Here is a 12,490-nt window from a genome sequence, read left to right as displayed (position 1 = left end):
GTGTCAGGTCAGCCGAGGTTGTCGAATTCGAGTGACTGTTTCAGATGTGCCCAGTGTGCCGCTTCCGCTGCCCCCAGCGGCGTGGGCTTGACGTAGCTCAGCGCGAACATCTTGCGTGTGCCGGGCAACACCAGGGCGAGCTGGTACTGGTAAACCTTCTCCTGGCCTTTGCTGAACTGGCTGCTCAACTCGATAGCGTCGATGTCCTGCGCTGTGCCTACCCGAAGCGCCTGGGCCGGCTGGAATTGCAGGTCCTTGACTTGTTGCTGCAGGCGCTGCAACTGGCCATCGAAGTTGTTCTGCAGGGTCTCGCCCTCGGCGAGCAGGCTGCGGCTGATGATCAGCGAAGTGCCCAGGGCTTCGAAGCGCAGGATATTGATGCTGGTGTCGCGTACGTCGGCGTCGGGCAAGGCCAGACGGAATTCGTTGAGGCGGTAGCTCATGGTCGTTCTCGTTACTTGCCTGTGTTCGGGAAAAGCGCTTTCACCGCATCATCGATGGTCTTCTTCACCCCTTGTTTGTCCGGCGCAGTCTGTGCGCCGCTTCCGACGTTCAGGTCGAGGGTGCCGTCCGTATTGATTTCTCCGTCCTTGCTGGCGTGAAAGCTGAACTGCTCGCAGCTGATATTGATCTGGCCGCTGGCGTTGAGCTCGATCACGCTCTTGCCGCAGACCAGGCGCAGATTCTCGCCGACCTCGATCAGGTAGCTGGTGCTGACGCTGTCGGTCTTGCTCGCCCCGACCATCAGCATGTCGTCACGGCGCACCGCACGGATACGGTCTTGGCCGATGGTGATGGTTTCCAGCATGCCGACGGTCTGCACTCGACTGGCGCCCACCGACAACGTCTCATTCTGCTCCACCACCGTGTCCATGTTGCGCTCGGCATGCACATACAACTGCTCCTGCCCGCGCTTGTCTTCCATGCGGATCTCGTTGAAGTTGGCCGGGCTGCCGCCTTTGCTCGAACGGCTCTTCATGCCGCTCTGGGTGGCGCTGCCGGGCAGGTCGTAGGGCACCGTCTGTTCGGCGTTGTAGACCCGGCCGGTGATGATCGGGCGATCAGGGTCACCCTCGAGGAAGCTGACGATCACTTCCTGGCCGATCCGCGGCACCTGGATCGAACCCCAGTTCTTGCCCGCCGTGGCCTGGGATACGCGGATCCAGCACGAGCTGTTCTCGTTGGACTGGTCGTGGCGGTCCCAGTGGAAGTGCACCTTCACCCGACCATACTGATCGGTCCAGATCTCCTCGCCGCTGGGGCCGACCACAACGGCGGTCTGCGGGCCCTTGACCAACGGCCGCAGGGTGCTCGACACCGGGCGGTAGCTCTGCTGGGCATCGATGCAGCTCAGGTTGCTCTCGAACTGCGCCGAGCCGCTGCCGCCACCGGTTTCCAGGCGTTCCTGCACCACGTAGTAGCGGGCGGCGACGATCAGGTATTCGCGGTTCTGGTCCTGGCGGGAAAAGCCGCTGAGGCTGAACAGGTGACCGCTGCCAAGACCGCGCGCGTTGCCGCGCAACTCGACGCGTTCGTGCAGGCTCTGCAGCGACTCCAGGCGCGTGCGCGCATAGTGTTCGCCATCCTGGGTCTGCTCGTAGGCGCCGGGGTAGTCGTACAGCGGGTAGTCGCCGGCCTGGTGCGGACGCGGCATGGCCGAGCGCACGTCGATGCGCGCGCTGGGGCGCTGGAAGTCGTAGTCGTTGAGTTCCAGCGAGCCGGACTGCACCTCCTGCGCCAGGTGCCAGTCATTGATGTGGTCGCGCTCGCGGTGCTGGCCGTCTGGCGGGTAGAAGGGCACCGACTCGTAGCCCGGCACCTTCTGGTGCGCGCCGTAGGCATCGGCCAGTACCAGCACGTGACGCTCCTGCTCATGGCGGAAGAAGTAGTAGATGCCTTCTTCTTCCATCAGGCGGCTGACGAAGTCGAAACTGGTCTCGCGATACTGCACGCAATACTCGCGCTCGCGATAGCTGCGGCTCAGGGCGTCCTCGAAGTCCGAGAACCCCAGGTCGCGGAACACCTGCTTGATGATCTGCGGTGCGCTCAGGTGCTGGAAGATCCGGCAGTCGCTGGTGCGCGTCAGCAACCACAGCCAGGGCCGCAGGGTGACGCGGTAACTGGCGAACTGGCCGCGGTCGACCGACTGGCTGCAGCGCGCGACGATGCCGTGAAAGTGACGCGAGCCCATGCCGCTCATCTGCAGCGACAGGCTCATGGGCTTGCCCAGCAGCTGGTTGAGGTCGATGGCCGGATCGTCGCTGGTCAGTTGCAGCTCGTAGTCGAACAGGCGGCCCAGCTCTTCGCTGCCGCCCATTTCGCTGAGGATCAGCACGTTCGGCCCCAGGGGGCTGTTGATCTGCGCCAGGCGCGTCAGTTGCGTGAACAGCATGGGTGATCCTGTAGGCGCGGCGGTCAGCCGGCCGCGCTGAAGTCATAGTGCAGGTCGTTGTCGCGCGCGCCGATGCTGACACTGGCCAGCGGCTTGCCCTCGAGCATGCGCGTGAGGAACTCGCGGCTCATGTCCGGCAGCAGGCCGTTGGTCAGGATCGCGTCGATCATCCGCCCGCCGCTTTCGGTCTCGGTGCAGCGCGAGACGATCAGGTCCACCACCGCGTCGTCGTAGGCGAAGCCGACCTTGTGCGTGGCCTCCACGCGCTTGCGGATGCGCTCCAGCTGCAGGCGGGTGATGGCCTTGAGCATGGCGTCGCTGAGCGGGTAGTAGGGGATGGTCACCAGGCGGCCGAGCAGGGCGGGCGGGAAGATCTCCAGCAGTGGCTTGCGCAGCAGGGTGGCGACCGCATCGGGTTCGGGCAGGGTCTGCGGGTTGCTGCAGATGTCGGCGATCAGCTCGGTGCCGGCATTGGTGGTGAGCAGGATCAGGGTGTTGCGAAAATCGATCTGGCGCCCTTCGCCATCTTCCATCACGCCCTTGTCGAACACCTGGAAGAAGATCTCGTGTACGTCAGGGTGGGCTTTTTCCACCTCGTCCAGCAGCACCACGCTGTAGGGCCTGCGCCGCACGGCCTCGGTGAGCACGCCGCCTTCGCCGTAACCGACATAGCCCGGTGGCGCGCCCTTGAGGGTGGAGACGGTGTGCGCTTCCTGGAACTCGCTCATGTTGATGGTGATCAGGTTCTGCTCACCCCCATACATGGCCTCGGCCAGCGCCAGGGCGGTCTCGGTCTTGCCCACCCCGGAGGTGCCGGCGAGCATGAACACGCCGATGGGTTTGTTGGGGTTGTCGAGGCCGGCACGGGAGGTCTGGATGCGCTTGGCGATCATCTTCAGCGCGTGGTCCTGGCCGATGATGCGCTTGCCCAGGTGGCTGTCGAGGTTGAGCACGGTCTCGATCTCGTTGCGCGCCATGCGCCCGACCGGGATGCCGGTCCAGTCGGCGACCACCGAGGCCACGGCCTGGTAGTCGACCGTCGGCAGGATCAGCGGGTTCTCGCCTTGCAGGGCGCCCAGGCGCTGCTGCAGGTCGATGAGCTTTTCGCGCAGCTCATGGCTGCCCTGGGCATCGACCTCCTGATCGACCACGCCGACCTGCTCGCGCAGCTGGGCGCGGGTGGCCAGCAGATCGTCGACCAGGGCCTTCTCTTCGGCCCAGCGGCTTTCCAGGTCCAGCAGGCGCTGGCGTTCTTCGGCCAGCAGCGAGTCGGCCTGGGCCTGGCGTTGCCCGGTGGCGACGCCGATGGCTGCCTCGCGGGCGATGATCTGCAGTTCGACTTCCAGTGCCTCGATACGCCGACGGCTGTCGTCCACCTCGGCCGGCACCGCGTGCAGGCTGATGGCCACGCGTGCGCAGGCGGTGTCGAGCAGGCTTACGGACTTGTCCGGCAACTGGCGCGCCGGGATGTAGCGATGCGACAGCTTGACCGCAGCTTCGAGCGCCTCGTCGAGGATCTGCACCTGATGGTGCTTCTCCATGGTCGAGGCCACGCCGCGCATCATCAGCAGTGCCTTGGGCTCGCTCGGCTCGTCGACCTGCACCACCTGGAAACGCCGGGTCAGCGCCGGGTCCTTCTCGATGTGCTTCTTGTACTCGGCCCAGGTGGTCGCCGCCACGGTGCGCAGGCTGCCACGCGCCAGTGCCGGCTTGAGCAGGTTGGCGGCATCACCGGTACCGGCGGCGCCACCGGCACCGACCAGGGTGTGGGCTTCGTCGATGAACAGGATGATGGGTTTGGGCGAGGCCTGCACGTCCTCGATGACCTGGCGCAGGCGCTGCTCGAACTCGCCTTTCATGCTGGCACCGGCCTGCAGCAGGCCGACGTCCAGGCTGCGCAGCTCGACATCCTTGAGCGCGGGCGGTACGTCACCGGCGACGATGCGCAGTGCGAAACCCTCGACCACGGCAGTCTTGCCGACGCCAGCCTCGCCGGTGAGGATCGGGTTGTTCTGCCGACGGCGCATGAGGATGTCGACCAGTTGGCGGATCTCTTCGTCGCGCCCGACGATCGGGTCGAGCTTGCCACTGCGTGCCTGCTCGGTGAGATCGACGGTGAAGCGCTTGAGTGCCTCCTGCTTGCCCATCGCCGCAGGCGCCACGGCGCCGCTGGCTTCGCCGGGCACTGCCGCAGTGAAGCCGTCGCTGGCGGCCAGGCCGTTCTCGGGGGAGTCGCCGACGTACTCGTCGAAGCGCTCGCTCAAGGCCTCGACCTTGAGCTTGGCGAACTCGCCCGACAACCCCAGCAGGGCGTTGCGCAGGCTTGGCGTCTTGAGGATGCCGACCAGCAGGTAGCCGGTGCGCACCTGGCTTTCGCCGAACATCAGGCTGCCGTAGACCCAGCCGCGCTCCACCGCTTCCTCGACCTGCGAGGACAGATCGGTGATCGAGGTCGAGCCCCGTGGCAGTCGGTCGAGGGCATCGGTCAGGTCGCGGGCCAGGCGCGCCGGCTCGACATTGAACTGGCGCACGATGCGGTGCAGGTCGCTGTCCTGCAACTGCAGCAACTGGTGCAGCCAGTGCACCAGCTCGACGTAGGGGTTGCCGCGCAGCTTGCAGAATACCGTGGCGGCTTCGATGGCCTTGTAGGCGACGCTGTTGAGTTTGCCGAACAGCGCGGCGCGGCTGATTTCACCCATGTTCCTGACTCCTTGTGCAAGGCGGTTGGACCGGCTGCGCGGCGTAATAGCGAGCGAGCTTGAGGTCGTTGGCATCGTGTTGTGGACGGCCGAGCCAGGTGTCGAAACCCAGGCGCCTGCCGGCATCGAGTTGCAGCGCGGGCACCTGCTCGCGCGCGAGAATGAGGTTCAGATCCCAGTCCAGCTCGTGGCCCTGGTGTTCGGCGACCCAGGCCGCCAGTTCGATGAAGGCCTGCCCGCCGGGCAGCAGGGCGTGGTACTGCTCAAGTGTCAGCGGGCCGAGACACAGGCGGAACTTGTGCTGGCGGTCCCACACGTAGCGGCCCAGGCACAGGTCCATGCCGAGGCGGTTGGCGTGCACCCCGAGGCGGCTGCGTTCAGGCAGTTCCAGCCACTGACCGATGTACTCCTCGATGCGCACCGGCACGCCGAAATAGCTTGCCAGGATGCTGGCCAGGCCGTCCGGGTAGCGGGTTTGTGCCGCAAGGTGGCCGGAGTAGTGCAGCTTGGCGGTGTGCGGCAGCGGGCCTTGGTCCTGCAGCTCGGGTTGGCCGCGACCGCTCAGGGCGGCCAGGCGCGCCGCCCAGTAGTCGTCGCCGGGACGGTCGTGGCTGACGGTTGGCCGCGCCTCGGCCCAGGCGCGGTAGAACAGGCTCAGCAGGCGATGGTGGAAGATGTCGAGGAAGCGCTTGCTGGTGTGATCGGCGTGGTTGCGCTGGCGCTCGCGCATGTACTCGGTCAGGTGCAGCGGTAGCGGGCCGTTGGGGCCGCCGAGGCCGAAGAAGAACTGCTCCAGGCGTGCCGGCCCCTCGTCGGCCTGGCTAACCGAGGCCAGGGTGGCCGGGGCGAAGCTGCAATCCAGGCGCTGGCCCAGGCGCACCGGCTCGTCGGCCAGGCGCTGCGCGTGGCCGAAGCGCGGCAGCTCGGGGTGTTCGGCCTCCAGGCGACGCAGCGCCTGGAAGAAGTCGAATGCCCAGGGCTCGGCCTGCATCGCCTCGAGAATGTTCACAGGGTCGGCCTGCGCCCGGGCTTGGCTTTCCAGCGCATGATCTCGCCACGTTCGCTGGTGCGCAGTACGGTTTCGGTGAAGCTGTTGATCGACACGTAGCGGGTCAGGAAGCGTTCGAACACCGCGCCCAGCAAAAACACGCCGGTACCGCGGAACGCGTTTTCGTCGAACTCCAGGGTGATCTCCAGGCCGCGGCCGAACACGATCGGCCCGGGCATCGGCAGGCGACGGGTGCAAGGCTTGCTGCTGACTTCGCGCAGGCCGTCGATCTGCAGGTGCAGCGCGCTGTCCTGGCTGTCGCCGTACAGGCGCAGCAGCTCGCGCAGGGCAGCGGCGCCCTGGCCCTGCTCGGTCAGCGACAGGTAGTTGAGCGACAGCTGGCTGATCAGGCGCCAGGCGCGGTTGTCGTGGGCGTGGCTGGCCTTGGGGCGGCTGGGGCCGGCCAGGCAGCGCACGGCAGACACCGGGGCGCTGTCGGCGAGGCTGAAGTCGCTGCGCCCGTCGCCCACGCTCATGAACAGCGGCAGGTCGCGGTTGCTGCACAGCGCGCTGATGCCCAGCTGGCGCAGGTCGTGGCGGTAGGGCGCCTGTTGGCCATCGACCAGGCTGATGAAGGTTTCGCTGCCCATGTAGCTGGAGCGCGTGCCGTTGCGTCGCTGCTCGCTCGACAGCACGCGCTGCTCGCGGCGGATGATGTAGTAGGCCTGGTCGCGGCCATAACGTGACGGGTCGCGCACGGCGTAGAAGGGCAGGAAGTCCTGGTCGGCACCGGTGCCGTGGCCGGTGACGCGCTGCAGTGAATGGATCTCGAAGTCGGTGGGGCGGGTACGGTCGGCGATCACATGGTGTTCGTTGACCTTGTCGGTCAGGTGGATACGGTCCACCCGCCGCGGGAACAGGTTGATCGCCGGGGTGCAGAAGGGCACCAGGCGCTCGGCGCCGACGCTGTTTTCCAGCGAGGAGTCGAAGCGCTCGAACAGCACCAGCAGCTCAAGCTCCTGGCCGTTGCAGCGTTTTACCGCGCGCTCCAGGCCGGCGAAGTCGACGAACAGGAAACGCTGCGGCAGGGCGAAATATTCCTGCAGCAGGCGATAGCCCTGGAACGCCTGGGGCACCACCGGCAGCGCCGCTTCGCCGTCGTCGAAACCACAGGGGCGCAGGGCCTGCTCCAGCGGGATGCGCTCTACCCAGTCGGCGCCGGGCTGGCGGGCAAATACTGCGCAGGCGCTGCCCAGCAGTTGTTCGTAGAGGCGAAACGGAGTTTCGTCGGCGCCGTTGAGGTACAGCGGCAGGTGCGTGAGCGGCAGGCTCGAGAGCGGGATTTCGGCGCCGCTGCGCAGGGTCAGGCGCAGGGCGGCACGGGCCTTGGGCTCACTGGCGGCGAGGCGGCCGAGCACGGCACCCGGGTTGCCGAAGTACTCGGCGCGCGCGACCTGCAACGGCCACAGGGTGACGTCCTGGGTGCTGCGGAATTCGCACGGGGTCTGCGAGTCGCGGCCAAGGTTGGCGCGCAGCACGCTGCCGCGTGGCAGCGGGAAACCGGCGCTGAGCGAGCCCTCGTCGGGGTCGGTCTGCAGCTGCACCACGGTCATCGACGGCGTCGGCGCCAGGTAGTGCGGGTAGGCGATCTCCAGCAGGTTGTGGGTGAAGGTTGGGTACTCGGCGTCGAGCTTGAGCTGCACGCGTGCGGTGAGGTAGGCGAAGCCTTCGAGCAGGCGCTCGACGTAAGGGTCGGCGCAATCGATCCCGGACAGCGTCAGGCGTCCGGCGATCTTCGGGTATTCGCGGGAGAACTCCGCCGCGCTTTCGCGGATATGCCGCAGTTCCTGGTTGTACAGCTCGAGCAGGCGCGGGTTCATGCGCGTCTCCGACGTTCGGCGGGCGCCACGCGCACCTGGCCCGACTCCAGGTCCAGGTCGGTCTGCAGCAGCAGCGGCAGTGCCGCTGGCTGGGCCCAGAGGTCGCCTTCGATCTCGAAGCTCAGGGCGTTGGCATTCATCTCGCCGGGGGCGACCATGGCGCGCACCTTCAGGGTGTGGGCCAGGATCCGCGGTTCGTAGGTGGAAATGGCCTGGTGGATGATGCGCTCCAGTGCCAGCAGGTCGATGTTCGAGGCGCAGTTGCCGGCCAGCGCGGGCAGGCCGTAGTTGACCACCGAGTTGCCTGCGGGGGTGTTCAGGGTGCTGGCGCTGTCGAGCAGCGAGGTGGTGTTGAGCAGCCAGGCCAGGTCGCGCAGCACCGAAGCCTTGAGCTGTTGCAGCGACAGCACGCGTTTGTCCGGGGCTTCCTGCGGGTTGCCGGGATCATCGTCGGTCAGACGATCCAGCAGCGAGGGTTGCAGGCGGTCACGGGCGGCGATGTCGGCTACCACGGGTGGATTCCTTCGAGGGGTCGGGGTCGTGTCGCCTGCTTCGCGGGCCAGTCCGCGCCCACCAAGGAGGAGAGGGGGCATCCCTTCCCGGTGGGAGCGGGCTTGCCCGCGAAGCAGACGACGCCGCTATCAGATCTTGACGTTCTGACGCACGTTCCAGCCGTACTTGATCGCGCCGCCATCCTTGGTGCCGTCGGCTTTCTGCGGCTGGTAGTCCACGGTGACCTTGGCGAAGTTCAGGGTGACGTTCTCGGTCAGGCGGTCATCGCTGCCCGAGCCGCCGGTGCTCAGCGAGCTGATGATCACCTCTTCGAGGTTGATGATCAGGTACTCGACCTGGCTCTCGCCACCGGCCTTGCGTACGGTCAGCTTGACCTTGTCGATGTGCTTGCCGCTGGAGCAGTGCGCCATCAGGTTGGGGCTGGACTTGTCGACGTACTTGGTGATCGACAGGTCCTGGATGTTGACCTTGCCGGCACCGCCGCCACCGCCCATGTGCATGTTGCCGGACTGGGACATGCCCCAGCTCCAGTTCAGCACGTCGATTTCTTCCTTGTGGGTCTTGTCCGCGGACTCGCCCTTGATGTCGCCGATCTTGATGAAAATATCTACAGCCATGATGTCCTCGGAGTTTCGCGTCGGTTGGCGGTTCTATCGGGGCTGCTGCGCAGCCCATCGCGCAGCGGCCCCGGTTCAGGCTCAGGCCCCTTTGGCCGAAGGCAGCTTCGAGACCAGGCGCAGCGACACGGTCAGCCCTTCGAGCTGGTAGTGCGGGCGCAGGTAGAAGCGCGAGTTGTAGTAGCCCGGGTTGCCCTCGGCTTCCTCGACCACCACTTCGGCTGCAGCCAGTGGGTGCTGGGCCTTGGTGGTTTCGCTGGAGTGCGCCGGGTCACCGTCGACGTAGTTCAGGATCCAGTCCTGCAGCCAGCGCTGCATCTCGTCCTTTTCCTTGAACGAGCCGATCTTGTCGCGAACGATGCACTTCAGGTAATGGGCGAAGCGGCAGGTGGCGAACAGGTACGGCAGGCGCGCAGCCAGGTTGGCGTTGGCGGTGGCGTCCGGGTCGTCGTACTCGGCCGGCTTCTGCAGCGACTGGGCGCCGATGAACGCGGCGAAATCGGTGTTCTTCTTGTGCAGCAGCGGCATGAAGCCGTTCTTCGCCAGCTCCGCCTCGCGGCGGTCGGAAATGGCGATCTCGGTCGGGCACTTCATGTCCACGCCACCATCGTCGGTAGGGAAGGTGTGCGCCGGCAGCCCCTGCACTTCACCGCCCGATTCCACGCCACGGATGCGCGAGCACCAGCCGTAGTACTTGAACGAGCGGTTGATGTTCACCGCCATGGCGTAGGCGGCGTTGGCCCAGGTGTACTTGCTGCTGTCGGCGCCGTCGGTGTCTTCCTCGAAGGCGAAGGCTTCGACCGGGTCGGTCTTGGCGCCGTAGGGCAGGCGCGCCAGGAAGCGCGGCATGGTCAGGCCGATGTAGCGCGAGTCTTCCGATTCACGCAGCGAACGCCAGCCGGCGTACTCCGGGGTGGTGAAGATCTTGGTCAGGTCGCGCGGGTTGGACAGTTCCTGCCACGAACCCATGCCCATCACCGTTGGCGATGCCGCAGCGATGAACGGTGCGTGCATGGAGGCGCAGACCTTGGACATCTCGCCGAGCAGCTCGACGTCCGGTGGCGACTGGTCGAAGTAGTAGTCGCCCACCAGGCAGCCGTAGGGCTCGCCGCCGAACTGGCCGTATTCCTCTTCGTAGAGCTTCTTGAACACCGGGCTCTGGTCCCAGGCGGTGCCCTTGAATTTCTTCAGGGTCTTGTGCAGGTCGGTCTTGGAGATGTTGAGCACGCGGATCTTCAGCTGCTCGTCGCTCTCGGTGTTGTTGACCAGGTAGTGCAGGCCGCGCCAGGCGCTTTCCAGTTTCTGGAAGTCGTCATGGTGGATGATCTGGTTGACCTGTGCGGTGAGCTTGGCGTCGATGGCGGCGATGATCTGCTCGATCGAGCCGATGGCGTCGTTGGAGACCAGGTTGGTCTGTGCCAGCGCCTGCTCGGCCAGGGTGCGCACGGCGCTTTCGACGGCCTCCTTGGCGCGTTCGGTCTTGGGCTTGAATTCCTGCAGCAGCAGGTTGGCGAATTCGCTGGCCTGCTCGGTGGCGGCCGGCTGGGGCTGGGTATCGCGCAATGGATCGGTCATGGCGGGCTCCTCAGGCGCTCGGCTCGTTGTCGGAAGGTTTCGGGGCGCTGGCCAGGGCCTGCAGCAGGGCAGGGTCCTTGATGGCCTTGAGGATGATGTCCTCGGCGCCGGTCTTGCCGTCCATGTAGGTCAGCAGGTTGGCCAACTGAGTGCGTGCCTCGAGCAGCTGGTTCAGCGCATCGACCTTGCGGGCCACGGCGGCCGGGCTGAAGTCGTCCATGCTCTCGAAGGTGATGTCCAGGCTCAGGTTGCCTTCGCCGGTCAGCTCGTTGGGGACGTTGAACGCCACCCGCGGCTTCATCGCCTTGAGCCGCGAGTCGAAGTTGTCGACGTCGACTTCGAGGAACTTGCGGTCGGCCACGGCGGGCAGGGGTTCGGCCGGCTTGCCGGCGAGGTCGGAGAGCACGCCCATGACGAAGGGCAGCTGGACCTTCTTCTCGGCGCCATACAGTTCGACGTCGTACTCGATCTGCACTCGCGGCGCCCGGTTGCGCGCGATGAATTTCTGGGAGCTGTCTTTGGCCACGTGGTTCCTCCTGGTCGCCGCTGGGGGCGCTGTCGTTCGTTGCGGCTTTCGGTGGTATCAGTCGTCCTGGGGCCCGCGCAGGTTTTCGAACTGCGAGAGGCCGTCGGGGATCAGGTCGCGCACGATGGTCGCGAAATCGGCGTCGACCAGGTTCTTCGCCCGGCGCAACAGCACCGGCAGCGGGCTGGAGGGCTCGTGGCGGGCGTAGTACTGGAGCAGGCGCTCGAGGCTCTGCTGCACGTCGTCGCGGCTGTTCACCTCGCCTGGCCGTGCGGCAGGGCGGGAGGCAGGCACGCTGGCGGACGGCGCCGAATGAGGGTCGTCGAGGGTGTCCGCCTGCGCCTCGCCGGCCTGGACGGCCAATGGCGTTCCGCCGGGGGCGTAGTCGGCCAGCACCTGCTGCGCCAGGCGTAGCGGTTGCTTGAGGGCAGACAGGTCGACACCGCTGGCCGAGCCGACCTGGTCGCTGACCCGGCGCTCGATCGCTTCACAGGCCTCACGGGCCTCGGTCAGGGCCTGGCGGGTCTGTTCGAGCTCGTCAGGGTCGGCGTCACGCAGGGCGGCGGCCAGTGCCTCGACGCTCAATTCCTCGCTGGCGAAGTGCTGCAGGCCGGCAGCGTGCAGGGCGGCACGCAAGGTGACCGGCCCGAAGGCGCGCGAGCGTGCCAGCACGGCCTCGCGCAGCAGGGCGATGTTGGCGTCGCAGGTCAGGCCGGACAGCGCGTTGACGCGCACCGTCGGGTCGTTGTCGTCGGAAGCGTCGAGTTGCGGGTGCAGGTGCAGCCAGTATTCGCCGAGCAGATCGCGGATCAGCCCCAGGCTGGCGGCAAGGCCGGTGAAGCCCTGCAGCGCAAGGTTGGACTGCACCAGGAAGTGGGTGATGCGCAGGTCCTTGCTGCGTTGCAGCAGGTCGGTGCAGGTCTGTTCGATGGTGCGCCACTGCGGCGGTTCGGCAGCTTGCACCGCGTCGCCCATGACCCGTTCCGGACGCCCTTGGGCATCGCGTTCGAGTTGCAGGAAGTCCGCGTCGTATTCGAGATCTTCACCGCAGGGGAAGTCTTCGGAAACAGCGGCGAGCAGCAGCGACGAGTTCACCAGTAATCGATCTCCATATCGGCTCGTGGCTGGGCTTTGATGCGCGAAGTTGCAAATGTGAACTGGCGCACAAACTTGTAGAAGAGTGAGCGATTGATATCACTGTGATATCAGTGCTTGGCTCTAAAGTTGCGCATTTATGGTTTATTTCCAAAATGCTGTCAAGGTAAGCTATCCGCCCCCGAGTGGAGGTGTGACCCAGTCT

The 12,490-nt window shown here is 66.1% G+C and carries 10 protein-coding genes; all 10 read right to left on the bottom strand.

Annotated features, from left to right (window positions below; genetic code table 11):
* Window positions 1-8 precede the first annotated feature (8 nt).
* Window positions 9-443 (bottom strand): DcrB-related protein, encoded by a 435-nt coding sequence (locus AC1TXO_RS25210; RefSeq protein ID WP_486404234.1) that lies wholly within the window; start codon window positions 441-443, stop codon window positions 9-11.
* 11 nt (window positions 444-454) lie between these two features.
* Complete coding sequence (locus AC1TXO_RS25205) at window positions 455-2,392, bottom strand: type VI secretion system Vgr family protein (RefSeq protein ID WP_486404233.1); 1,938 nt, start codon at window positions 2,390-2,392, stop codon at window positions 455-457.
* Window positions 2,393-2,415: 23 nt separating this feature from the next.
* On the bottom strand, window positions 2,416-5,091 hold the full coding sequence (gene tssH / locus AC1TXO_RS25200) for a type VI secretion system ATPase TssH (RefSeq protein ID WP_486404232.1): 2,676 nt from the start codon (window positions 5,089-5,091) through the stop codon (window positions 2,416-2,418).
* Entirely contained in the window at window positions 5,084-6,133 is a 1,050-nt protein-coding gene (gene tssG / locus AC1TXO_RS25195; protein WP_486406910.1) for a type VI secretion system baseplate subunit TssG, read from the bottom strand. Before tssG ends, tssH begins: the two co-directional genes overlap by 8 nt.
* On the bottom strand, window positions 6,097-7,959 hold the full coding sequence (gene tssF, locus AC1TXO_RS25190) for a type VI secretion system baseplate subunit TssF (protein ID WP_486404231.1): 1,863 nt from the start codon (window positions 7,957-7,959) through the stop codon (window positions 6,097-6,099). Before tssF ends, tssG begins: the two co-directional genes overlap by 37 nt.
* Complete coding sequence (gene tssE / locus AC1TXO_RS25185; protein WP_486404230.1) at window positions 7,956-8,471, bottom strand: type VI secretion system baseplate subunit TssE; 516 nt, start codon at window positions 8,469-8,471, stop codon at window positions 7,956-7,958. Before tssE ends, tssF begins: the two co-directional genes overlap by 4 nt.
* 129 nt (window positions 8,472-8,600) lie before the next feature.
* Window positions 8,601-9,089: an Hcp family type VI secretion system effector gene (locus tag AC1TXO_RS25180; RefSeq protein ID WP_054891227.1), complete on the bottom strand. Its 489-nt coding sequence runs from the start codon at window positions 9,087-9,089 to the stop codon at window positions 8,601-8,603.
* 81 nt (window positions 9,090-9,170) lie between these two features.
* The gene (tssC, locus tag AC1TXO_RS25175) at window positions 9,171-10,664 is read right to left on the bottom strand and encodes a type VI secretion system contractile sheath large subunit (RefSeq protein ID WP_486404229.1); all 1,494 of its coding nucleotides are present in this window, start codon (window positions 10,662-10,664) and stop codon (window positions 9,171-9,173) included.
* Between the two features lie 10 nt (window positions 10,665-10,674).
* Window positions 10,675-11,190 (bottom strand): type VI secretion system contractile sheath small subunit, encoded by a 516-nt coding sequence (gene tssB / locus AC1TXO_RS25170; protein WP_054891229.1) that lies wholly within the window; start codon window positions 11,188-11,190, stop codon window positions 10,675-10,677.
* A 57-nt stretch (window positions 11,191-11,247) separates the two neighbouring features.
* Entirely contained in the window at window positions 11,248-12,285 is a 1,038-nt protein-coding gene (tssA, locus tag AC1TXO_RS25165; protein WP_486404228.1) for a type VI secretion system protein TssA, read from the bottom strand.
* Window positions 12,286-12,490 lie beyond the last annotated feature (205 nt).

Source organism: Pseudomonas sp. FA117 (assembly GCF_057370475.1).
Note: the sequence above shows the minus strand (reverse complement) of the source record. Positions and strands in the feature narration are given on the sequence as shown.